The organism is Zhihengliuella alba (genome assembly GCF_039538765.1).
In the GTDB taxonomy this organism is placed as follows: Bacteria; Actinomycetota; Actinomycetes; order Actinomycetales; family Micrococcaceae; genus Zhihengliuella; species Zhihengliuella alba.
Window position 1 is genome coordinate 80,047 of the sequence record NZ_BAABCJ010000007.1, and the last position, 22,736, is coordinate 102,782.

General features: G+C 72.7%; 16 protein-coding genes. 9 read left to right on the top strand and 7 right to left on the bottom strand.

Annotated elements, in window-relative coordinates:
• Positions 1-4: 4 nt before the first annotated feature.
• On the bottom strand, positions 5-1,093 hold the full coding sequence (locus ABD784_RS13105; RefSeq protein WP_344885534.1) for an FUSC family protein: 1,089 nt from the start codon (positions 1,091-1,093) through the stop codon (positions 5-7).
• 41 nt (positions 1,094-1,134) lie between these two features.
• Here ABD784_RS13105 and tgt point away from each other — a divergent pair, with 41 nt between their 5' ends.
• The 3 genes from tgt to ABD784_RS13120 all read left to right on the top strand — a co-directional run bounded on the left by tgt (position 1,135) and on the right by ABD784_RS13120 (position 5,668).
• Positions 1,135-2,445 (top strand): tRNA guanosine(34) transglycosylase Tgt, encoded by a 1,311-nt coding sequence (gene tgt / locus ABD784_RS13110; protein WP_344885537.1) that lies wholly within the window; start codon positions 1,135-1,137, stop codon positions 2,443-2,445.
• A 164-nt stretch (positions 2,446-2,609) separates the two neighbouring features.
• Complete coding sequence (locus ABD784_RS13115) at positions 2,610-5,336, top strand: phosphoenolpyruvate carboxylase (RefSeq protein ID WP_425582984.1); 2,727 nt, start codon at positions 2,610-2,612, stop codon at positions 5,334-5,336.
• Positions 5,337-5,407: 71 nt separating this feature from the next.
• The gene (locus ABD784_RS13120; RefSeq protein WP_344885539.1) at positions 5,408-5,668 is read left to right on the top strand and encodes a hypothetical protein; all 261 of its coding nucleotides are present in this window, start codon (positions 5,408-5,410) and stop codon (positions 5,666-5,668) included.
• Positions 5,669-5,698: 30 nt separating this feature from the next.
• On the opposite strand, the gene ABD784_RS13125 is transcribed toward ABD784_RS13120, so the two are convergent.
• On the bottom strand, positions 5,699-6,397 hold the full coding sequence (locus ABD784_RS13125; protein ID WP_344885542.1) for a queuosine precursor transporter: 699 nt from the start codon (positions 6,395-6,397) through the stop codon (positions 5,699-5,701).
• Between the two features lie 157 nt (positions 6,398-6,554).
• Here ABD784_RS13125 and ABD784_RS13130 point away from each other — a divergent pair, with 157 nt between their 5' ends.
• From ABD784_RS13130 to dctA, 4 genes are all read left to right on the top strand, one after another.
• Positions 6,555-8,567 (top strand): penicillin-binding transpeptidase domain-containing protein, encoded by a 2,013-nt coding sequence (locus ABD784_RS13130; RefSeq protein WP_344885544.1) that lies wholly within the window; start codon positions 6,555-6,557, stop codon positions 8,565-8,567.
• A 131-nt stretch (positions 8,568-8,698) separates the two neighbouring features.
• Positions 8,699-9,514: a hydroxymethylpyrimidine/phosphomethylpyrimidine kinase gene (locus ABD784_RS13135; RefSeq protein ID WP_344885547.1), complete on the top strand. Its 816-nt coding sequence runs from the start codon at positions 8,699-8,701 to the stop codon at positions 9,512-9,514.
• A gap of 179 nt (positions 9,515-9,693) precedes the next feature.
• Entirely contained in the window at positions 9,694-12,978 is a 3,285-nt protein-coding gene (locus ABD784_RS13140; protein ID WP_344885550.1) for a S8 family peptidase, read from the top strand.
• 283 nt (positions 12,979-13,261) lie between these two features.
• Complete coding sequence (gene dctA, locus ABD784_RS13145) at positions 13,262-14,701, top strand: C4-dicarboxylate transporter DctA (protein ID WP_344885553.1); 1,440 nt, start codon at positions 13,262-13,264, stop codon at positions 14,699-14,701.
• Between the two features lie 83 nt (positions 14,702-14,784).
• On the opposite strand, the gene ABD784_RS13150 is transcribed toward dctA, so the two are convergent.
• Positions 14,785-16,110: a Y-family DNA polymerase gene (locus tag ABD784_RS13150; RefSeq protein WP_344885556.1), complete on the bottom strand. Its 1,326-nt coding sequence runs from the start codon at positions 16,108-16,110 to the stop codon at positions 14,785-14,787.
• Positions 16,107-16,508, bottom strand: coding sequence for a LexA family protein (locus ABD784_RS13155; protein WP_344885559.1), 402 nt, complete (start codon positions 16,506-16,508; stop codon positions 16,107-16,109). Before ABD784_RS13155 ends, ABD784_RS13150 begins: the two co-directional genes overlap by 4 nt.
• A 200-nt stretch (positions 16,509-16,708) precedes the next feature.
• Here ABD784_RS13155 and ABD784_RS13160 point away from each other — a divergent pair, with 200 nt between their 5' ends.
• Positions 16,709-17,251 (top strand): hypothetical protein, encoded by a 543-nt coding sequence (locus ABD784_RS13160; RefSeq protein WP_344885561.1) that lies wholly within the window; start codon positions 16,709-16,711, stop codon positions 17,249-17,251.
• A gap of 161 nt (positions 17,252-17,412) precedes the next feature.
• Positions 17,413-19,725, top strand: a complete 2,313-nt coding sequence (locus ABD784_RS13165; RefSeq protein WP_344885563.1) for a LuxR C-terminal-related transcriptional regulator — start codon at positions 17,413-17,415, stop codon at positions 19,723-19,725.
• A 74-nt stretch (positions 19,726-19,799) separates the two neighbouring features.
• Here ABD784_RS13165 and ABD784_RS13170 read toward each other — a convergent pair whose 3' ends face one another.
• The 3 genes from ABD784_RS13170 to ABD784_RS13180 form a co-directional block, all read right to left on the bottom strand.
• Positions 19,800-20,414 (bottom strand): malonic semialdehyde reductase, encoded by a 615-nt coding sequence (locus tag ABD784_RS13170; protein ID WP_344885565.1) that lies wholly within the window; start codon positions 20,412-20,414, stop codon positions 19,800-19,802.
• 174 nt (positions 20,415-20,588) lie between these two features.
• On the bottom strand, positions 20,589-21,020 hold the full coding sequence (locus ABD784_RS13175) for an acyl-CoA thioesterase (RefSeq protein ID WP_344885568.1): 432 nt from the start codon (positions 21,018-21,020) through the stop codon (positions 20,589-20,591).
• 106 nt (positions 21,021-21,126) lie between these two features.
• On the bottom strand, positions 21,127-22,602 hold the full coding sequence (locus ABD784_RS13180; RefSeq protein ID WP_344885571.1) for an aldehyde dehydrogenase family protein: 1,476 nt from the start codon (positions 22,600-22,602) through the stop codon (positions 21,127-21,129).
• Positions 22,603-22,736 lie beyond the last annotated feature (134 nt).

The window sequence follows — 22,736 nt, forward strand, 5'->3', positions numbered from 1 at the left end:
GCGCCTAGGCGGACCGCCCGGCCCGGTCGCCGCCCAGCAGGCGCGGGGCGAGCACCACGGCCATGCCGACGGCGCTGCCGATGACGGTCTCCACCAGCCGGTCGTACAGCAGCGCGGCATCGAGGCCGTGCGTGAGCGAGATGCCCAGGATCGCCAGCGGGGTCACGAACGCCTGCGCGAAGAAGTAATTGCGCAGGATGAACATATCCGTGGCGAACTGCAGCAGGCCCATCAGCAGCAGCGTGGCCACGGGGTTCGGGCTCGAGGCCGCGATCACCGCCGTGAGCAGCAGTCCGGCGAGCGTGCCGGCCACGCGGTGGAGCCCGCGCGCGACGCGCTGCCGGGTCGACTGGCCCACCAGCGGTACGACGGCGGCGACCATCGCCCAGTAGCTGAACTCCGTCCCCAGCACGGGCATCAGCAGGGTCGCGACGGCCCCCGCCGCCGCGGGGGCGACGAAGTAGCCGATCGACTCCCGCCACACCTGCCGCCGGATCGCGGGATCCAGCGGTGCCGGCTCGGCCCGCCGCCAGGGCGTCCGCCGTTGCGGCAGCACCCGGCCGGCCTGGCCGAGCAGCACCGAGAACAGCGCGGTCAGCACCGCGGTCAGCATCCCCTCCCCGATCGGCAGCGGGGCCGCGGCCCCGGCCGGCAGCGTGGAGATCGCCGAGAACGCGAAGACCTGGAACAGGGAGCCGGCGGGCCGGATCTGGTTCAGGCCGGCGATGATCGACGTGACGACGGACACCGCGGAGGTCAGCCCGACGGCGACCCAGACGCCCGCCGTCGGCCCGTGCAGCTGCGAGACCGGGTCCACCAGGAACCGGCCGGCCAGGGCCGCAGCCAGGATCAGGACCAGCATGTAGCCGCCCACCTGCCCCTGCCGCACCAGCCGGGCCCGGTGCCCCGGGACCCGCCCGTACACGCCCGTGAAGGCCGCGAAGACCACGAAGAGGGACAGGTCCAGCCGGTCCAGCTGGAGCAGCACGAACAGGGGGACGAAGATCCCCAGCCCGCAGCGCAGCCCGAGCCAGTGGTCCTCCCGGGCGGGGCCGAGGCGGAACAGCTGGCGCCAGTGCAGGGGATCGCTCATGCCTCCATTTCTACCCGCACGGATACGGCAGACTTGGAGGCATGACCGCGCCAGAGACTTCCGTGACCGATACCGCAGCCGCGCCCGCGACCGTCCCCGACGTGCCGCCGTCGCACCCCCGGCAGGCCGACTTCGGCTTCACCGTGGGCACCCGGCTGCCCAACGGCCGCGGACGCACCGGCGTGATCCGCACGCCGCACGGCGAGATCGCCACGCCCGCGTTCGTCGTGGTCGGGACCAAGGCGACCGTCAAGGCCGTCACGCCGGAAGCGGTGGCGGACCTCGGCGGGCAGGCCGTGCTCGCCAACGCGTACCACCTGTACCTGCAGCCGGGCGCCGACGTGGTGGACGCGGCCGGCGGGCTCGGCCGGTTCATGAACTGGTCCGGCCCCACCTTCACGGACTCCGGCGGATTCCAGGTGATGAGCCTGGGCTCCGGGTTCAAGAAGGTGATCGACATGAAGGCCGCGGACTCCTCCGGCGGCGACGACGCGGTCGCGCCCGGCAAGGAGCGCCTCGCCAACGTGGACGACGACGGCGTCTGGTTCAAGTCCCACCTCAACGGCGATGTGCACCGGTTCACCCCCGAGGTGTCCATGGGCGTCCAGCACCGGCTCGGCGCGGACATCATGTTCGCGTTCGACGAGCTGACCACGCTGCACAACTCCCGCGGCTACCAGGTCGAGTCGCTCGAGCGCACGCGGCGCTGGGCGGAGCGCTGCATCCGCGAGCACTTCCGGCTCACCGACGACCGGGCGGGCAAGGACTACCAGGCCCTCTTCGGCGTCATCCAGGGCGCGCAGTACGAGGACCTGCGGCGCAAGGCCTGCCGCGACCTGGCGGCCATGCCGTTCGACGGGTTCGGCATCGGCGGGGCGCTGGAGAAGGAGAACCTGGGGACGATCGTCGGCTGGTGCGCCGAGGAGCTGCCCGAGGACCGGCCCCGCCACCTGCTGGGCATCTCGGAGCCGGACGACGTCTTCACCGCCATTGAGAACGGCGCCGATACGTTCGACTGCGTCTCCCCCACGCGGGTGGCCCGCAACTCCGCGTTCTACACCCCGCACGGGCGCTTCAATCTCTCCGGCCGGCGCTACCGGACCGACTTCACGCCCCTGCAGGAGGGGTGCGACTGCTACACCTGCACCCACTACACGCGCGCCTACATCCACCACCTCTACAAGGCCAAGGAGATGCTCAGCCACACGCTGATCTCCATCCACAACGAGCGGTTCGTGGTGGGCCTGGTGGACGCGGCGCGGCACGCGATCGAGGACGGCACGTTCGATCAGCTCAAGGAGCGCGTGCTCGCCGACTACTACGCCGGCACGGGCGATCCGCAGGGACTCTGACCGCTGCGGGCCGGCGCGCCGGGCGCCGTCATCCTGCCGTTTCGTGACGCCGTGGACGGGCGGTATCCGTGACGCGTTGATACCGTGTGAGCCATCTGACGTGACGATGGGGTCGCGTGAAGTCCGACTGCCGCGGTGATCCCGCGGCTTGATCGAGGAGATTCATGCCCCACGAGACAACGTTCGACAGCGCCCGCGACCGGGCGGGCGGCCCCTCCGGGACGGAGACCTCCGCCCGCGCCGTCGCCTCCCACGAGATCCCCGACGCCATGCGGCACGACGTTGGCCTGCTGGTGGGCCTGCTGGGCCAGGTCCTCGCCGAGTACGGCGCCGACGGACTGCTCGACGACGTCGAGCGGCTCCGCGGCCTGACCATCGAGGCGCTCGAGGACCCGGACGGGACGGCCCTGGCCGCCGCGGAAGAGCTCGTCGAGTCCTTCTCCGCCGAGCGGGCCAAGGAGGTCGCCCGCGCCTTCACCTGCTACTTCCTCCTCGCCAACCTGGCCGAGGAGCAGCACCGCATCCGCAGCCTGCGCGAGCGGGACGGCTCCGTCCCGCTCGCCGAGCAGCAGCCATCCGACTCGGTCGCGGCGGCCTTCGCCCGCCTGGCCGACGAGGTCGGCCGCGAGGAGGCGGAGCGCCGCCTCCAGGAGCTGCGCTTCCACCCGGTCCTGACGGCGCACCCGACGGAGGCGCGCCGCAACGCGATCAGCTCCTCGGTTCGCCGCGTCGGCGAGCTGCTCGACGAGCGCGACGACCCGCGGCTGGGCACCCGCGCCCGCGAGGAGAACACCCGCCGCATGCTCGAGGAGATCGACAACATGTGGCGCACGGCCCAGCTGCGCGTCTCCAGCCCGTCCCCGCTGGACGAGGTCCGCAACGCCCTGGCCGTGTTCGACTCCTCGTTCTCCCGCGTGTTCTCCGCGGCCTACCGGCGCATGGACGACTGGCTGCAGGGCGAGGACCGCGGCACCCGCGCACCGGTGGCCCCGGCCTTCATCCGGCTGGGCTCCTGGATCGGCGGCGACCGGGACGGCAACCCCAACGTCACCGCCCAGGTGACGCGGGCCGCCGTCGCGCAGGCCGCCGATCGCGCGCTGGCCGAGCTCGCGGCCCGGACCCGCCGGGTCGGCACGGCCCTGACCGTGGACGACCGCTACGCCACGGCCTCCGCCGACCTGACCGCCCTGTGGAACAGGCAGCGCCAGCTCTCCGAGGAGCTCACGACGGCCGCCGCCGAGCACTCGCCCAACGAGCCGCACCGCCAGGTCCTCCTCGCCGTCGCCGCCCGCTTGGACGCCACGCGCTCCCGCGACGCCGACCTGGCCTACGGGCGTCCCGACGAGCTCGTCGCCGACCTGCGGGTGGTGCAGGACTCGCTCGCGGGCGCCGGGGCCCGGCGCGCCGCCTACGGCGACCTGCAGGAGCTGATCTGGCAGGTGCAGACGTTCGGCTTCCACCTCGCCGAGCTCGAGGTCCGCCAGCACTCCAAGGTCCACACCCAGACCCTGCAGTGGCTGGAGGACCCCGACTCCGTGGAGCGGATGGCCGTCCCGGGCGAGGAGGTCATCGAGACGTTCCGGGCGATCGCCGCCGTCCAGCAGCGCTACGGCGTGGACGCCGCCCGCCGCTACATCGTCTCCTTCACCACCTCCGCCCAGAACCTCGCGGACGTCTACACGCTGGCCGAGCGCGCGCTCGGGAGCCCCGAGGAGGCCCCCGTGCTGGACGTGGTCCCCCTGTTCGAGACGTACGAGGACCTGCAGAACGCGCCGCGGATCCTCGAGGAGATGCTCGAGATCCCGGCCGTGCAGCGCCGCCTCGAGCAGACCGGGCGCCGGCTGGAGGTCATGCTCGGCTACTCGGACTCCGCCAAGGACGTGGGCCCGGTCGCGGCGACGCTGGCCCTCTACGAGGCGCAGGAGCGGATTGCCGCCTGGGCGCAGCGGCACGGCATCCTGCTGACCCAGTTCCACGGCCGCGGCGGCGCGCTGGGCCGCGGCGGCGGTCCGGCGAACCGGGCCATCCTGGCGCAGCCGCCGCACTCGGTGGACCTGCGCTTCAAGGTCACCGAGCAGGGCGAGGTCATCTCGGCCCGCTACGGCAACCCGGAGATCGCCCTGCGCCACATCGAGCAGGTCGCGGCCGCCACGCTCATGGCCTCGGCCCCCTCCACGCAGGAGCGCAATGCTCGGGCGGCCGAGCGCTTCGCCGACCTGGCGGCTCGCATGGATGCGGTCTCCCGGGAGCGGTTCGACGCCCTGGTCGGGGCCGAGGGCTTCGCCCCGTGGTTCGCGGAGGTCACGCCGCAGGACGAGGTGGGCCTGCTGGCCATCGGCTCGCGGCCGGCCAAGCGGGGCCTGTCCGTGGAGTCCCTGGAGGACCTGCGCGCCATCCCGTGGAACTTCGCCTGGAGCCAGGCCCGCATCAACCTCACCGGCTGGTACGGCCTGGGCTCCGCCCTCGAGGCGGTCGGCGACGCGGAGCTGCTGCGCGCCGCCTACGCCGAGTGGCCGCTGTTCCGGGCGCTGATCGACAACATCGAGATGTCCCTGGCGAAGACGGACCGCCGCATCGCGGAGCGCTACCTGGCCCTCGGAGACCGCGACGACCTGGCCGCGCTGGTGCTGGAGGAGCTGGACCTGACCACCAAGTGGGTCCTGGAGATCACCGGCCAGGAGCGCCTGCTGCAGGACCACCGCGTGCTCGGCCGCGCCGTCGAACTGCGCAACCCCTACGTGGACGCGCTCTCGCTGCTCCAGCTGCGGGCGCTGCGCACCCTGCGCTCGGACGCGGTCGAGGAGCTGGACGAGGCCGCCCTGCGGGACCAGCGGAACCTGCTGCTCATCACGCTCAAGGGCGTGGCCGCCGGCCTGCAGAACACCGGGTAGCTGGCGGCCTCCGCACCGGGGCAGCGGGGCCGCCTTCGCGGCCGTCCCCGGCCTTTCGCTAGAGTCGGGGCATGGAGTCCACCGCGCGCCGACCGCTGCTGCCGGAGACGCTCCGTGGCCGGTTGACGCTCTGGGCGATGCTCTCCGGGGCCGTGCTGGCCCTGGCGTACTGCGGCTCGCTGCTGCTGCCGGAGGTGACCGCGCCGAGCCCCGGGGACGCCTTCAAGGTCCTGTTCACGACCCTGCCGTTGCTCTACGGCCGCGGCGGGGCGCAGAGCCGCCGCCGTCCCGACGCCCGGCCGGGCGGGGCCGGGGGCGGCACCGCGGAGTGACCGCCGGCCCGGCGCGCCGGCACCGCCGGGTCAGGCGGCGTAGGTGGGCTCGCGGCGCTTGAACCAGCCGATCACGGCGGTGGTGATGGGGACCAGGAGGACCTCCACGGCCGTCTTGTAGAGGAAGCCGACCACCACGTAGTTCACGAACGTGCCGGCGTCGGTGATCCCGATGACGCCCGCCGCGATGGAGCAGAAGATCAGGGTGTCGGCGAACTCGCCCACGCCGGTGGAGCCGATCAGCCGGGCGATCAGCCGGCGCTCCCCGAAGCGCTCCTTCATCCGGACCAGCACCCAGGAGTTGAGGGTCTGGCCCGCCGCGAAGCCGAGCAGCGAGGCGGCGACGATCTGCCAGACCGGGCCCAGGGTGGCCGCGAGCGCCTCCTGCCCCTCGTACCACTCGGCCCCGGGCAGCGCGATGATGACCCAGAAGCACAGGCTGGTGAAGACCGAGAGCGCGAACGTGGTGATGATCGCCCGGCGGGCCGCCCTGAAGCCGTAGACCTCGGAGACGACGTCGCCCAGGATGTAGGCCAGCGGGAAGAGGAAGAAGCCCCCGTCGGTCACGATGGGGCCGAAGGTGACGCCCTTGGTGGCGCCGATGTTGGACAGGACGACGACGACCGCCATCAGCGCGAGCACGGTCGCGAAGTAGGGGCTGCCCGCCGAGGCGAAGGCGGCCTGTGCGGCGCGTTGGGGCGCGGAGGAGCGAGGATCGGCTGAGGCCATGAGGTGGTGTCCCGTTTCTACAGTGGTTCGCCTGGCGCTCCGGGCGGTGTCCGCCGGCGCCGGCTGTATTAGCACGTGCCCGGCAATTCTCCCACGGGGACGGGACCGGTTAGCGCGGCAGATTGCGCAACCCCGTCCCGGCCAACATAATGGCGCCATGCGCCCCCTCTCCCGCGGCCTCGGCCTCGTCACTGTCCTGTGCCTCGCCGGAGCCTCCCTGGCCGCCTGCAATCCCGCGCCGCCGGACCCGCGCCCGGCCGCAGAGGCCCTGGTCGACGCGCTCGAGGCCGGGGACCTGACCGCGGTCCCGATGAGGGGGACCGAGCCCGCCGCGGCCACCGAGGCGCTGACCACGGCGTACGGCCCGCTGGAGGACGTGGACCGCGAGCACTCGGTGGTCGACGTCGCCGTCGACGAGGACTCCGCGGACGGCAACGGGCCGGTGACCGCCACGGGCACGGTGCGCACGGTCTGGGACGTCGACGAGACGGACCGCGACTTCGTCTACGAGACGCAGGCCGTCTGGGAGCTCGACGGGGAGGCCGACGCCTGGCGGCTCCGGTTCGAGCCGTCCGTGCTGGCCCCGGACCTGACGGCGGGAGAATCCCTGGCCATCGCCTACGAGCCGGCTCCGCGCGGCGAGATCCTCGGCGCGGCGGAGGAGCCGTTGGTGACGGACCGGCCCGTGGTGCGCGTCGGCATCGACAAGACCCGCGCGGAGGCCGAGGCGTGGGAGGACTCGGCCCGGGCCCTGGCCGAGCTGGTGGGCATCGACCCGGACGCGTACGCGGAGCGCGTGGCGGCGGCCGGCGAGCGCGCCTGGGTCGAGGCCATCGTCCTGCGCGACGACGAGACCCGCACGGCCACGGACACCGAGATCTCGGCCATCCCCGGCGCCGCCGCCCACGCCGACACCCTCCCGCTGGCCCCGACCCGGTCGTTCGCCCGGCCGCTGCTCGGGACCGTGGGCCAGGCGACCGCGGAGATCGTCGAGGCGTCCGACGGCCGCGTCAGCGCCGGGGACCAGGTGGGCCGCTCGGGCCTGCAGTCCGCCTACGACGCGGTGCTCGCCGGGACCGCGGGCCTGACGGTCACGCGCAACTCCGCCGAGGGCGAGCCGGTGGCGGAGCTGTTCGCCGCGGGGCCGGTCCCCGGCGCGAGCGTGGAGACCACCCTGGACCGCGAGCTGCAGAGCCTGGCCGACTCCCTGATCGCCGATTCGGCGTCGCCGGCCTCGATCGTCGCCGTCCGCCCGTCCGACGGCGCGGTGCTCGCCGCGGCGTCCGGCCCGGAGGACAACGGCTACAACACCGCGCTGCTGGGCCGCTACGCGCCCGGCTCGACCTTCAAGGTGGTCACCGCCCTGGCGATGCTGCGCGACGGCGCCACCCCGGAGACGGAGGTGCAGTGCCCGGAGACGATCACCGTGGACGGCCGGTCCTTCAAGAACTACGACGGCTACCCCGAGGACGCGCTCGGCACCATCACGCTGGCCGAGGCGCTCGCCCAGTCCTGCAACACGGTCTTCATCCAGGCCGCCGTCGACCTCGGCGCACAGCCCCTGGCGGACGCGGCCGCCGCCCTCGGCCTGACCGCCGAGGCGGCCACGGGACTCGAGGCGTTCCTGGGCTCGGTCCCGACCGGCTCCACGGGCACGGAGCTCGGCGCCAACGGGATCGGCCAGGGCGTCGTCCAGTCCTCTCCCCTCGGGATGGCGACAGTCATGGCCTCGGTGGTCGCCGGCGCACCCGTCCAGCCCCGCCTGGTGGTCGACCCCGCACCCGAGGCGACCGCCGGGGACTCCGAGTCGGCCTCCCCCTCGGCGTCGGCGTCGGCGTCGGCGTCGGAGCCGGCCTCGCCGTCGGCCTCGGCGGCGCCCGACGGGAACCCGCTGACGGCCGAGGAGGCCGGGACGCTCGCCGCGATGATGGCCGGCACCGTGGAGCGCGGCACGCTGACCGACCTGCAGTCCGTTCCCGGGGCGGCGGTGATCGGCAAGAGCGGCACCGCCGAGTACGACGCCGACCGGAACGCGCACGCGTGGGTGATCGCGGCGCAGGAGGACCTCGCCGTCGTCGCCTTCGTCGAGGACGGCGAGGGCGGCTCGCAGACCGCCGGCCCGCTGGTCCGCGAGTTCCTCACCGGCGCCCGGGAGGCCTCCGCCGGGTAGGTCCGCGCCTGCGGCGGGACTGTGGGGCGGAAGCGTGGTGCAGGGCGGCGGGGCAACGTGCACAGTCGCGGTCCCGCGGGCGTGCGCCCGCGCTGGGCACGGCCGTGGCGCCCGCCCCTAAAATGGGGGCCATGACTTCCACCGACAACGCAACGGCCCCCGCCATCACCCTGACGATCGCTGGTTCCGAGGCGACCGGCGGCGCCGGCGCGCAGGCCGACCTGAAGACGTTCCAGCAGTTGGGCACGTACGGCATCGTCGCGCTGACGTGCATCGTCTCCTTCGACCCGAAGGAGAGTTGGAACCACCGGTTCGTGCCGGTCGAGCCGGGTGTCATCGCGGACCAGCTGGAGGCGGTCCAGGAGTGCTACCGGGGCCAGCTGGACACCGTGAAGCTGGGCATGATGGGCTCCCCGGCCACCATCGGGACCGTGGCGACGGCCCTGAGGAGCCAGGACTGGCGGAACGTGGTGCTGGACCCGGTGCTGATCTGCAAGGGCCAGGAGCCGGGCCACGCGCTGGACACCGACGAGGCGCTCAAGGCCGAGCTGCTCCCCCTGGCCACATTCGTGACCCCGAACCACTTCGAGGCCGAGCAGCTCTCCGGCCTGTCCATCGAGGACGAGGACGGGCTCGTCGCCGCGGCGAGGCGCATCCACGAGATCTCCGGCGCTGCGGTGCTCGCCAAGGGCGGCGTCCGCCTGGCCGGACCCGATGCCGTGGACGTCTTCTACGACGGCGAGACGCTGGAGGTCCTGCGCGCCCCGAAGATCGGCGAGGTCGCCGTCTCGGGCGCGGGCTGCTCGCTGGCCGCAGCGGTCACGGCCGAGCTGGCCAAGGGTGCGGCACCCCTCGAGGCCGCCCGTACCGCCAAGGCGTTCGTGACCCGCGGCATCGAGCGCCGCGTCTCCTCCAACGCGCCCTTCGACGCCCTCTGGCAGGGCTGAGGCGGCGAGCGGACTCGGATGGGAAGCGCTCTCAACGCAAGGTAAATATCAAAGAACTCCTTGACAAGTGACATGGGTCACCTAGGCTGGCACGCGGAGGCCGCCGCCCGGCATCACGCCAGGAGCCGGCCTCCCGCGCCGCCTCACGACGTGCGCGAATCCTGAATCCAAGGAGCAGCATGTCCCACTCGCACCGTTCCCGCCGGGCCGCCCGCGGCCTGTCGCGGGCCGTGGCCGCCTCCGCGGGCCTCGCGCTCGCGGTGACCATGGCCTCGCCGGCCCAGGCGACGCCGTCGGACCCACCCGCCGAAGCCATCGCCGGCACCTCGCTCAAGGGCCACGACGCCAAGCTGTCGCCGTCGCTGGCCCGCGCCGAGGGCCAGGTCTCCGTCTTCGTCCAGTTCGCGGGCCAGGGCGCCTACGAGCAGACGCAGCCCGACGCCGTCCTCAAGCGGAAGGGCAAGCCGGTCGACAAGTCGGCCAAGGTCAAGGAGATCCGCAAGAACATCAAGGCTCAGGGCAAGGCCGCCGCGAAGGCGGCCAAGGCCGAGGTCGTCTACACCACCACCAACACGCTCCCCGGCGTCGCGCTCCGCGGGGACGCGGACCAGCTCCGCGCCCTCGCCGAGCGCGACGACGTCGTGAAGGTCAGCGCCATCACGCCGAAGACCCCCAGCAACTCGGGCGCCGTCGTGGACACCCGGACACTCAACGCCTGGCAGGACCTGGGCGCCACGGGCGAGGACACGACCATCGCCGTGCTGGACACCGGCGTCGACTACACGCACGCCGGTTTCGGCGGCCCCGGCACCCGCGAGGCGTACGAGCAGGCCCAGGCCTCCACCGAGCTCCCCGGCCCGGACTCGGGCCTGCTGGACCCCGAGAAGTTCATCGGCGGCTGGGACCTCACGGGCGACGACTACAACGCCAACCCGTCCGCGGACAGCTACCAGCCGATCCCCCACCCGGACCCGAACCCGCTGGACTGCGCCACGGCCGGGCACGGATCCCACGTCGCCGGCAGCGCCGCCGGCTACGGCGTGAACGCGGACGGCACCACGTTCCGCGGGGACTACTCCTCCCTCACGGCCGCCCAGGTGGCCGAGATGAAGGTCGGCCCCGGCACGGCCCCGGCGGCCCAGGTGGTCGGCATCCGCGTCTTCGGCTGCGAGGGATCGTCCGCCGTCGTCGGGCAGGCGCTCGACTACGTGCTGGACCCCAACGGCGACGGCGACTTCTCCGACCGCGCCGACGTGGTGAACATGTCGCTCGGCTCCGACCACTCGCCGGTCGACGACCCGGAGAACGACATCGTCGACGCCCTGACCCAGGTCGGCATCCTCTCGGTGGTCGCCTCCGGCAATGCCAGCGACGTGACCGACGTCGGCGGGTCCCCGGGCAACGCGGCCTCCGCTCTCACGGTCGCCAACAGCGTCGGCTCGACCGTCACGCTCGACGGCGCCGAGGTCCTCGCGCCGGCGGACGTCGCGGGCCGCGCCGCCGGCCAGTACTCCGTGAACTTCGACTACCAGAGCGCCACGGAGGAGCAGCTCACCGGCGAGGTCGTCATGGCGCCGGCGGAGAACGCCTTCGGCTGCGACCCCTGGCCGGCCGGCACCGACCTGGGCGGCAAGTGGGTCTGGATCCAGTGGGAGGAGGACGGTGCCTTCCCGTGCGGCTCCGCCCAGCGCTTCAACAACGTGGAGGCCGCCGGCGGCGCCGGCGTCATCCTCGACTCCCCGCGCCTGGTCTTCGACGCCGGCATCGCCGGCAACAGCACCATCCCCGGCATGCAGTTGAACCAGACGTACTCGGAGCAGCTGCGCCCGGCCGCCGAGGCCGGCACGCTGCAGATCCGCCTGGACGCCGAGTGGATCGGCTCCACCAAGGCCGACTCCGGCGCCCTGGACACGCTCAACGCGAGCTCCTCGCGCGGCGTCCACGGCAGCGCCGGCACCGTCAAGCCGGACGTGGCCGCCCCCGGCACGTCGATCGGCTCCGTCGGCGTCGCGACCGGCAGCGGCCAGGCCGTCATGACCGGCACGTCGATGGCCACGCCGCACGTGGCCGGCCTCGCCGCGCTCCTCTACGGCGCCGGCGACTACACGCCGTACCAGGTCAAGTCCATGCTCATGAACACGGCGACGGCGGACATCGAGACCGCCGAGGGCGAGGTCTACGGCCCGAACCGCGTGGGCGCCGGCCGCGTCGTCGCCGACGCCGCACTGCAGACTCCGGCCCTGGCCTTCGCGACGGACGCCCCCGAGCGCACGTCCCTGGTCTTCGGGGTGATCGAGCTCGGGACCGAGGCCTACACGGCCACGAAGTCGGTGACCGTGCAGAACCTCTCGGACACCGAGCGGACCTACGCGGCCTCCTACACGGCGGCGACGGAGATCCCCGGCGCCGCGTACTCCCTGAGCGCGGACAGCGTCACCGTCCCCGCCGGCGGGACGGCCACCCTGGACGTCACCCTGACGGTCGACCCGGCGCAGTTCGCGAAGACCATGGACCCGACCATGGAGGCGACGCAGCAGGGCCTGGCCCGCCAGTGGCTGGCCGATGCCACGGGCCGCGTCGAGCTGCGCGCGGACTCCGTGCCGACCCTGCGCGTCCCCGTGCAGGCGGCCCCCAAGCCGGTCGCGGCGATGGAGGCGGCGAAGAAGTCCAAGGTCCGCGACGGCGAGGCCTCGATCCAGCTCTCCGGCCGCGGCATCGACCAGGGCGAGGGCGCGGAGAACATCACGTCGCTCGTCTCGCCCTTCGAGCTCGGCGCGAGCTCCGGCGACCAGCAGGACAGCGAGACGCCGGGGGCGAACGCGATGGACCTGGCGTTCGTCGGCGCCAACTCGGATGCCTCCACCGTCGGCGCTGCCGACGGCGTCCTGAGCATCGGCGTCGCAACCCACGACCAGTGGGCGCACCTGGCCGGCGGCCTCGAGATCAACGCCGAGTTCGACGTCGACCTGGACGGCACCGTGGACTTCTACACGATCACCACGCGCTACGACGACATCGACCTGGACGTGGCGGCGACCTTCGACGCCGAGACCGGTGAGAACGTCGACGTGTGGCCGGTCAACCTCGCCCAGGGCGACACGGACACCAACCTGTTCGACTCCAGCGTGGCCGCGCTGCCGGTCTCGCTGGCCTCGCTCGGCGTGACGGGGGACCAGCAGATCAACTACCGCGTGGCCACGTTCAGCGAGTACTACACGGACGACGACGGCCGGTCGGTCCCGGTCGACGCGACCGACTGGATCGGCTACAACCCGGTCTCGCCGGAGGTCTCCTTCGGCGGGCTGCTCTTCGCCGATCTGCCGCAGAGCACCCTGGAGGCCAGCGTGGCCACCAGCCCGGCGGGCAAGAACGGCAAGGGCAAGCCCAAGCCGGACTCCGAGGCCCTGCTGCTGCACCACCACAACGCGCTCGACGCGCGCGCCGAGGTGGTGGAGTTCAAGTAGCCCTCACCAGGCGAGCGGGCCGTGCCCGCGGCGGAGACGGATCCCCGAGGGATCGATCCGCTGCGGGCACGGCCCGCTGTTTCGCGTCGCCTCCCGCAAAATCGTCACTGACCTGCGCATTTCCACTCTCCGCCTGGAGAATCTTCCGAAAAAGCCGCCCCTACTCTTTCGTATTGCGGAAAAGAATTATTCTCTTGTGAAATCCGCCACGCCCATTTACCTTTGAGGTTGCCCGCCGCGCATGTGACGGGCCTCTCACCATCGACCGAATGGGTTCCGACCAATGAAGATTTCACACGAGGCCACGCTGAAGGCGAGTTCGGCGCCGGCCAAGAAGCGGCGGCTGCACCAGTCGCTCTTCTTCCAGATCCTGATCGCCGTAGTCGCGGGGGTGCTGATCGGCCATTTCTGGCCGACCATCGGCGAGCAGCTCAGGCCGCTCGGAGACGGTTTCATACGTCTGATCAAGATGATCATCGCCCCGCTGATCTTCCTGGTCATCGTCACCGGCATCGCAGCCGTGGGCGACGTGAAATCCGTGGGCCGCGTAGGGGTCAAGGCTCTCCTCTACTTCACCGGAGCCACGCTCTTCGCGCTTCTGTTCGGCATGGTCGTCGCCAACATCGTCCAGCCCGGCAAGGGCTTGAACATCGATCCGTCCACCATGTCGCAGGAGGCTCTGGACGAGAAGACGGGCGGCGCCCAGCCGCACGGGGCGTCAGAATTCCTGCTCGGCGTCATCCCGGAGAGCGCCTTGGGCGCCTTCGCCGAGAACTCGCTCCTCCAGGTGCTCTTCTTCTCGGTCTTCTTCGGCATCGCGGTCATCGTCCTCGGCCAGGACCGCTGCCGTCCGCTGCTGAACATCTTCGAGCTGGTCCTGGAAATCGTCTTCAAGATCATGTCCTGGATCATGCGCGTGGCACCCATCGGCGCCTTCGGGGCCATGGCATTCATCATCGGTCAGTACGGCATCGAGACACTCGGCACCTACGCCAAGCTCATCGCAGCCTGCTACGCGGCAGCGCTCATCTTCATCGGCCTGCTGTTCGTCGTTGCCTGGGTGATGGCAGGCGTCCCGCTCTGGTCATTCATCAAATACACCCGCGAGGAATTCCTCCTGGCCCTGGGCACGGCCTCCACCGAGGCCGTCATGCCCCGCATCATGACGAAGCTGACGCGGGCGGGCTGCTCCCGCGCCACGACCGGACTGGTGATCCCCACCGGCTACTCGTTCAACCTCGACGGCGCAGCCATGTACCTCTCCATCGCCGTCCTCTTCCTGGCCCAGGCCTTCGGACACGACCTGAGCCTCGGCCAGCAACTGGCCGCCCTCGGCATCCTGCTCCTGACCTCCAAGGGCATGGCCGGCGTACCCGGCTCCTCCTTCCTGGCGCTCTCGGCCACCGCCGCAGCACTCGGCATCTTCCCCGTCGCCGGCGTCGCCCTGATGCTCGGCGCCGACCGTCTCATGGACTCCATGCGAGTCGCCGTGAACCTCCTCGGCAACTGCGTCGCGACCTTCGTGGTGGCCAAGTGGGAGAACCAGTTCGACCGAGGCGTCATGCAGCGCGCCTTTGCGGGCACGCTCACGGACGAGGACGAGTCCGAGTTCCAGCGCCAGCACTCCCCCGGGGCGAATGTCGCTGCCGGCAGCGAGTCCACACCTGCCCCGGGCGCCGTCCAGGTGGCCCAGCCGGTCCCGGCGACGGGCACCGCGCGGTAGCCGCCGCGCCCACCTCCGCCCCAATGACGAGCGGGCGGCCCGGATCTCCGGGCCGCCCGCTCGTCTGCGTCCAGAGACCTGGCCTAGCCGCGGACGACCGGCAGGTCCGTCCACTCGGTCGTGAAGCGGGGCGAGGAGAACTGCCGGCGCATGCTCCACGCCGCCGGCTCCGCGAGTCCGCCGCGGCCGATCCCGATCGAGGCCTGTCCGAACCGGGACTTGACCCGGCCGAGGACGTCGCTGAGCTCCGGGCCGGCCTCCGCGCCGCCCGCAGCACCGTGGCCGTCGTCGTCCCCGCCCAGCGCGGAGAACAGATCCAATTCCTCCTGTTGCGGGGCGTCGGCCGGGCTCAGTCCGGAGAGCACCACGCCGGCGCGGGCGTAGGCAGCGTCCGGCGCCACCCGGCCGCCGAGGGCGGAGACGGCGGCGCGGACGATCTCGATCGGGTCGGCGGTCGGCGCCGCCAGCGGCACGGAGACCGTGGGGTTCGACGCCATGCCGGCGGCGAAGCGGCTGGTCCCGGCGAACGCGGTGACCACGCTGGCCCGCAAACCGCGCGCGGCGAGCCGGGAGGCGGCGCTCTGGGCGTAGACGGTCATGACCTCGCGCATCTCGGCGGCCGTGGTGACGGGCTGGGAGAACGAGCGGGAGAACATGATCTGGTGGGCGTCCGCCCGCTCGTCGATCGGCGGGATGCACGGCGTGCCGTTGAGCTCCAGCACGGTGCGCTGCAGCACCACGGAGAACTTCCGCCGGATCCAGGCCGGGTCGGCATCGCGCAGGTCGGCGATGCTGCCGATGCCCAGCCCCTCGAGCTTCTCGCCGCTGCGCCGTCCGACGCCCCACACCTCGGTGGCCGGCAGGCGCTCCTGCAGCCGCCGGAGCTGCTCGGCCGGCAGGGAGCCGAGGGAGCAGACGCCGTCGAAGCCGGGGTTGTTCTTCGCCACGTGGTTGGCGAACTTCGCCAGCGTCTTGCTGGGGGCGACCCCCACGCAGACCGGCAGTCCCACCTGGCGACGGACGGCCTCGCGCACGGTCCCGGCGGCCTCGACGGCGGCCGCCTCGTCGCCGGCCGGCAGGCCGAGGAACGACTCGTCGATCGAGTAGATCTCCTGCCACGCGCCGAAGCGGCCGATGACCTCCATCGCGCGCGCGGACATGTCGCCGTAGAGCTCGTAGTTGCTGGACCGGGCCACGAGGCCGTGCCGCTCGGCCTCCGGCGCGAGCTTGAACCACGGCGCCCCGGTCCGGATCCCCAGCGCCTTGGCCTCGGCGCTGCGCGCCACGACGCAGCCGTCGTTGTTGGAGAGCACGACGACGGGGCGGCCCTCCAGCCGCGGGTCGAAGACGCGCTCGCAGGAGACGTAGAAGTTGTTGACGTCGACCAGGGCGAAGAGGTGCCCGCTCATAGCCGGTGCAGGCTCCGGGTGACGACGCCCCAGACGTCGAATCCTCCGGGGATGCGCTCGACCGCCGGCTCCCCCGGCGGCAGGGGGTCGGTCTCGAGCGCGCCTCCGCCGCCGTCGTGCCGGAGGCGCCGGACCATTAGCTCTCCGCCCACGACGGCGACCACGACGTTGCCGGGACGTGGTGCGCGGGCGCGCTCGACGATGATCTCGTCGCCGTCGGAGATGCCGGAGGCGGCCATCGAGTCGCCGGCGACGCGCATGACGAACGTGCTGGTGCGATCCGGGATCAGGTGCCGGTTCAGGTCGATGCCGCCGTCGTAGTAGTCCCCAGCCGGCGAGGCGAAGCCGGTGGCGGCCTTCGGGCGGACGGTCCCGGCCGCGTGCTCGGACGACTCCATGGCACCTCCCCGACGATCCGGACCACCCGCATCGAACAAACTTTCGATCATCAGTGTAGTGCCGGGCCGGGCCCCGCGCCACGCCGAGGGTGAGCCCCGGGGTGACACCGGACCGGGCCGGGCGAAAAGCCGGATGAAGGACCCCGTCCAGTTCGCCCCACCCGGCCGCGGCGCCCCCTGCCGGCAGTCGACTGGTGCGCATGGACACACTCGATACAACCCCAGTCACGCAGCACGCCGCCACCGGAACGCCCCCGGGCGTCCGCCGACGGCGGGTCCTGACCGGCGCCGCCTGGTCGGTTCCCATCATCGCCGCCGCGGTCTCCGCGCCGGCGGCATCGGCCAGCCCCTCCACGGGCGGCCAGCTGACCTATCCGGCGCCCTTCCGGTACAACGGGGCGGGGCTCCAGGTCGTCCAGACCTTCATGACCGCGACGGCGGACGGCCTGGTCGCCGGCGCCGCGACCGGGGCGATCACGCTCACGGTCAACGCCCCGGCGGGGACGACCCTGCAGACGCTCTCGCTCAACGCCGGATGGGTGCTGACGAATCCGGACTCGACGAGCGGCACCTTCGTCTTCATCCACTCCGCGGGCATCGTCACCGGTCGCGACGGGACAGAGGAGATCTCGCTCCCGACCTACACCCTCCAGACGCCGGAGGAGCCGCCGGCCGCGGGCTCGGTCACCATCTCCTGGACGAGCGACAACTTCACGGGAGGCTCGGTGACCTACTCGGGCTAGTCCCGGCGGGCAGCGACCAGGGCAGGGGGTGAGGAAAAGGGTTAAAGGCTCAAGTAACTGTCAAACCCTCGTCCCCGCCGGGTCCACCGCGCCCGAAGCGACGTACCCTCGTGACTACCGGCTGTTCCGCCCAGCCGGTTCTGGGGGAGGCGAAGTGCATCGTGGAGGAGAGGCTCGCAGGGGCGATCCCGGTCTGGACGCGGTTCCACACCGTCGCCCCTGACGTGCGCCTGATCGGGTTGCGGGGCCCCGTGGGCTCGGGGAAGTCCGGTTTCGCCGCCCGCTGGATGCGGTGGCAGGCGTCCGAGCTCGGCCGGCGGCCCTCGCTCGTCGACGCGCGGATCCCGGGCGCCGACCTGTCCACCGGGCCCGGTCCCGGGGAGGCGGCCTGCGTGCTGCTGCCGCCGGACCCCGCCGCGGACGCCGCGCTGCGGGCCAGGGGCGGCTTCGTGCTGGGGCCCCGCATGCTCATGCTCACCCGCGACGAGACCCTGCACGCCCTCCGCCCGGACGGTACGGCGCCGGAGGCCTTCGCGGACGTGGTCGACGAGGCCCGCCGGTACGTCGGCGGCTGGCTCCACGGCCTGGCCTTCCTCACGTCGCCGTCAGCGGTCCCGATGGCCGAGCGGGCCGAGCAGCTGCTCCCCGCCGTCGAATCCGCGTGGCTGCCCTGGCTCCTGGCGCAGGACGATCCCGACCTCCTCCTCGACGCCTGCTTCCTGCCCCGCCTGTCCCCCGGCCTCCTCTCGGCCCTGACGGGGAACGACGACGGCCCCGGGCTCTTCGACCACGCCGTCCGCGCGGGGCTCGCCCAGGAGGGGCGGGTGCCGGATCTGATCCAGACCGCCGTGATCGGGCAGACGCGCCGCACCCGCGAGTCGGAGGCGACCCTCCGCTTCGACGCCGCGACCCGGGCGCTGGCCACGGAGGCGGGACCGGTGGAGGCGTTGCGCTACGCCGTGGAGCACCGGCGGTGGACGGCGGCCTCCGACCTCGCCCGGCGCGCCTGGCCCCGCCTGCTCAACACGGACCCGCAGTTCCTCATGGAGGCCGTGCGCCTGGTTCCCGAGCGCTTCGCGGAGGCGCACCGGGAGAACATCATCGGGCGGATCCTGCTGGACCTCCTGGGCCCGCTGCGGCGCGACGTGCCCCTGCAGTTCGTGGACGTGCCGGAGCACCCGCCGGGGCTCGAGGAGCTGCGCCTGATCCTGCGCCACTCCCCGCGGCGGGACCACGTGCTCGCCCTGAACGGGCTGACCCTGCTGACGATGTACGAGCGGACCATCGGGCTCTACGGCGATGCGGCGAAGACCGCACGGAGGTCGCTGGCGCTCGCGTCGACGCTGCCGGGTGGGCCCCGGAGCAGCGATCTCTCCGTCGCGGCGCTGCACGCGGGCCTCTCGCTGCTGCTCGTCGACGACGTCGAGCGGGCCCTCGAGGCCTTCGAGCTGGCATGGCACCACAGCGGCGGACGCGAGAACCCCTACTCGGCGTCGGAGGCAGCGGCGACGGCGGCCCTGGTCCACGCCGAGCGCGGCGGGCGGGACGCGGCCGTCGGCTGGTTGGAACGGTTCGAGCACGTGGCCGCCGTCGAGTGCTGGAACATGCCGCGGGCGCACGACAAGGCGGATGTCGCCCGCGCGCTGCTGGCGCTCGACGAGCTCGATGTCCCCGCCACGGCCGAGCACCTGGAGTGCCTGCGGCACCAGCCGGAGATCGCGGAGCTCTGGCCGTTCAGCGTGCTGGCGCGGGTCCGGCTGCAGCGACTCCAGGGCCACCCGAGCCTGGCGGACGAGACGCTCTCGGCGGTGGTGCGGCAGCGGCGCCGGCAGGCCGAGGCGCCCCTGTCACGTCGGTTGCTGACCGTCCTGCGGGCCGAGGCGCTCCTCGCCGGCGAACGGCCGCACGAGGCCCGCGACTTCGTGCGCTCGACCATGGAGGGGATGCCGGAGGCGATCGTCTGCGACGCGTGGCTGGCGGTGGCCTTCGGCGACCAGCGGCTCCTGACGGCCGCGCTGCGGCATGCCGACGACCCGGCGCTGGCCCCGCGGCTGCACCGGTTCCTGGCCGGCGTGGCGGTGGCCGTGCGGAACTCGCCCGGGGAGATCGAGTCCGCGGTCCGGGACCACCTCGAGGCGGGCCTGCCCCTCGTGGGGCTGGTCCCCTACTGGAGGTCGACGGCGGCGCGGGACCTGATCCTCGACCGGCGGCTCCTGCCGCCGGAGTGGGTGGCCCGGCTGGACGGCCTGGCCCTGGCGGAGCAGGACCCGGGCGAGCGCAGACCCTCCCTGACGGCGCGCGAGCGCGAGATCCTGGCGGCGCTGGCCGAGGGGAAGTCCCGGCCGCAGATCGCCCGCGAGCTGTTCGTCTCCACGAACACCATCAAGACGCAGACGTCCGCCCTCTACGCGAAGCTCGGCGCCTCCACCCGGGAGGACGCCGTGCGCGAGGGCGGACGCTGGGGATACCTGTGACGCGCGGGCCGGGGGCGGTGATCCCGCCCGGTGATCCGGCCCGGCGATCAGCCCGGGCCCGTTGACGCGTCGGCTCAGACGGTGCGGACTGCGACGTCCGGGGCCAGGCGCGGCAGCCGCTCGTGCGCGGCGTCCTCGCCCGGGTGGCCGACGTTGACCACCATGAAGGACCGGTGCCCGGTGCCCTCGTTGAAGGCGGCGTCCACGGCGTCGGCGTCGAAGCCGGCCATCGGCCCGGCGTGCAGGCCGACGGCGCGGACGGCCATGATGAAGTATCCGGCCTGGAGCCAGGCGTTGTTCTTGCCGACCTCGAGGCGGGTGCCCTCCTCGGAGAACATCTCCACGGCCTGCGGGGCATGCGGGAAGACGTCGGCGAAGTGCTGGGTCCACGCGGTGTCGAAGGAGAGGATCGCCGTGGCGGGCGCCGTCTGGGTCTTGGGCCGGTTGCCCTCGGCCATGGCCTCCACGAGCCGGTCGCGGGAGGCGCCCTGCTCCACCCACGTGATGCGCAGCGGCTGGTTGTTCATCAGCGTCGGGCCGAACTTCAGCAGCTCGTACACGTGCGCCAGCTGCTCGTCGGAGACCGGCTCCTCGGAGAACGTGCGGATGCTGCGGGCCTCGCGGAACAGCAGGTCGGCGGCCTCGTCGTCGATCGCGAGCGGGCGGGTCTGGAGGGTTTCCACGGTCATGCTGGTGATCCTGTCGGTAGGGGATGTCAGGGAAGCAGTGTCCCTCCCTTCAACAGGACGGATCCCGGCGCCCATACCGCGCCCGGGTGTGAGATGAGCCATACGCAGCCGTGACGACGGCGGCCCGTCGCCGCCGCGTCTGCCGGCGGGGACGGCCAGGGGGACGGCCCGGGACTATGCTCCCCGTCGCCCGCGCCCGGGCCGCGTCTCCACCAGGCAGGCCGAGAAGACGTCCCGTTCCTCCGCCGTCACGGCCCGGGCCGAGCGGCCGTCGTCGGCGAGCGGGACCAGGACGGTGGTGGCGTCGAACACCGTGGTCCCGCCCTGCACCCCGACGTGCCGGACGTCGACGGACTTGGTCCCGATCCGCTCGACGCCCACCCGGACCACCATCTCGGGGACGTACTCGCCCTGGGCCAGATAGTCGACCGTCAGCGACGCCACCACGGTGCCGGCACCGCCGCGGAAGCTGTCCAGGCCGGTGTGGGCGCGGACCCAGCGCACCCGCGACTCCTCGAGCAGGGTGACGATCCGCGCGTTGTTCAGGTGCCCGTTGGCGTCCTGATCGGACCAGCGCAGCGCCACGGGGATGTCGGTGAAACCCATACCGGGATCATACGGCCGCCACGGGGGGGCCGGCCGCGCCGGGCGGCGTCGCCCGCCCGGCACCGGCTCCCGCGGCGGCCGTGCTCAGTTGTCCAGGCCCGCGGCCTCAGTAGTTGATGACCTGCGGCGCGCCCAGGTGCTTGAGCCCCTCGACGCCGAACTCGAGGCCGAAGCCCGACTGCTTCATGCCGCCGAACGGCATGCGCGGATCCACGGCCCCGTGCTTGTTGATCCAGACCGTGCCGGCCTCGATCCGCGCGGCGATCTCGACGGCGGCCTCCCGGTCCGCGGACCACACGGAGGCGCCGAGGCCGACCTCGAGCCCGTTGGCCATCTCCACGGCCTCGTCGACGCTCGAGTACTTCACGATCGGCAGGGCCGGCCCGAACTGCTCCTCGGCGACCAGCGGGTTCCCGTCCTCGATGTCGGCCACGAGGGTGGCGGGATAGAAGTAGCCGGGGGCGGACTCGTCGGGGTCGCCGCCGGTCAGGACCCGCGCGCCGGAGTCCTTCGCGGCCTGCACCAGCCCCGCGACGACGTCGTACTGGGCCTGGTTCTGCAGCGGACCCAGGACGTTCTGCTCCTCGAGCCCGACGCCCATCGGCATCACCTCGGCGACCTCGACGAGGGCGGCGCACACGTCGTCGTACACGTCCTCGTGGACGTAGAGCCGCTTCAGCGCCGCGCACGTCTGGCCCGTGTTGATGAACGCGCCCCAGAAGAGATCTTCGGCGATCGCCCGCGCGTCCACGTCCGGCAGGACGATCCCGGCGTCGTTGCCGCCGAGCTCCATGGTCACGCGCTTGACCGTGTCCGCGGAGTCCTTGATGATCTTCTTCCCCGCGGCCGTGGAGCCCGTGAACATGATCTTGGCGATGTCCGGGTGCTCCACCAGGAGCGCGCCGACGTCGCGGCGGCCGGCCACCACGTGCAGCAGGTCCGCCGGGAGCGCCGTGTTCATCACGTGCACCAGGGCGAGGACGGACAGCGGCGTGTTCCCGGAGGGCTTAACCACCACCGTGTTGCCCATGCGCAGCGACGGCGCGATCTGCCAGACGGAGATCATCATGGGCCAGTTCCAGGGGCCGATGGCGCCGACCACGCCGAGCGGCCGGTAGTGCAGCTCGGCGCGGCCGCCGTCGTCGTCGAACAGGACCTCGGGCTCCAGCTCGAACCCCGCCGTCGCGCGCAGCCAGGCCACGCAGGCGCCGACTTCGAAGCGGGCGTTCGGCCCGTTCAGGGGCTTGCCCTGCTCGCGCGAGAGGAGCTCGGCGAGCGCCTCCGCGTTGGCCTCCACGGCGTCCGCCGCGGCGTTGAGGGCCGCGCTGCGCTCGGCGTGGCTCCTGGCGCCCCAGGCCGGCTGCGCGGCGCGGGCCGCGGCGATCGCGGACTCGAGGTCCTCGGGCGTCGCCTCGGGGGCCCGGCCGACGACGGCGCCGGTCGCCGGGTCGAGGATCTCCCGGCCGCCGGTGCCCGGCTGGATGGCCTCGAGCAGGTCGGCGGCGGTGGCGAAGCGGGCGGCCGATCCGGCCGGCCGGGTCTCGGTGGAAGGTGCCTCGGTGGAAGGGCTCTCGGTGGTCATCGTTGCTCCTGCGGGTAGGCGGGTGGTTCAGTGCGATCAGGGGAAGCAGTGGTCCGGCTCTCATCGTCTCCGACGAGGCGCGGCGGCGGCTTGCCCGGGCGCGCACCGGTCTTGGACCAGCGCGCGCCGTGGGC

Excerpts from the sequence above, each read along its gene's own strand:
- ABD784_RS13105 (WP_344885534.1), bottom strand. The coding sequence starts at position 1,093 with ATGAGCGATCCCCTGCACTGGCGCCAGCTGTTCCGCCTCGGCCCCGCC.
- tgt (WP_344885537.1), top strand. The coding sequence starts at position 1,135 with ATGACCGCGCCAGAGACTTCCGTGACCGATACCGCAGCCGCGCCCGCG.
- ABD784_RS13115 (WP_425582984.1), top strand. The coding sequence starts at position 2,610 with ATGCCCCACGAGACAACGTTCGACAGCGCCCGCGACCGGGCGGGCGGC.
- ABD784_RS13120 (WP_344885539.1), top strand. The coding sequence starts at position 5,408 with ATGGAGTCCACCGCGCGCCGACCGCTGCTGCCGGAGACGCTCCGTGGC.
- ABD784_RS13125 (WP_344885542.1), bottom strand. The coding sequence starts at position 6,397 with ATGGCCTCAGCCGATCCTCGCTCCTCCGCGCCCCAACGCGCCGCACAG.
- ABD784_RS13130 (WP_344885544.1), top strand. The coding sequence starts at position 6,555 with ATGCGCCCCCTCTCCCGCGGCCTCGGCCTCGTCACTGTCCTGTGCCTC.
- ABD784_RS13135 (WP_344885547.1), top strand. The coding sequence starts at position 8,699 with ATGACTTCCACCGACAACGCAACGGCCCCCGCCATCACCCTGACGATC.
- ABD784_RS13140 (WP_344885550.1), top strand. The coding sequence starts at position 9,694 with ATGTCCCACTCGCACCGTTCCCGCCGGGCCGCCCGCGGCCTGTCGCGG.
- dctA (WP_344885553.1), top strand. The coding sequence starts at position 13,262 with ATGAAGATTTCACACGAGGCCACGCTGAAGGCGAGTTCGGCGCCGGCC.
- ABD784_RS13150 (WP_344885556.1), bottom strand. The coding sequence starts at position 16,110 with ATGAGCGGGCACCTCTTCGCCCTGGTCGACGTCAACAACTTCTACGTC.
- ABD784_RS13155 (WP_344885559.1), bottom strand. The coding sequence starts at position 16,508 with ATGGAGTCGTCCGAGCACGCGGCCGGGACCGTCCGCCCGAAGGCCGCC.
- ABD784_RS13160 (WP_344885561.1), top strand. The coding sequence starts at position 16,709 with ATGGACACACTCGATACAACCCCAGTCACGCAGCACGCCGCCACCGGA.
- ABD784_RS13170 (WP_344885565.1), bottom strand. The coding sequence starts at position 20,414 with ATGACCGTGGAAACCCTCCAGACCCGCCCGCTCGCGATCGACGACGAG.
- ABD784_RS13175 (WP_344885568.1), bottom strand. The coding sequence starts at position 21,020 with ATGGGTTTCACCGACATCCCCGTGGCGCTGCGCTGGTCCGATCAGGAC.
- ABD784_RS13180 (WP_344885571.1), bottom strand. The coding sequence starts at position 22,602 with ATGACCACCGAGAGCCCTTCCACCGAGGCACCTTCCACCGAGACCCGG.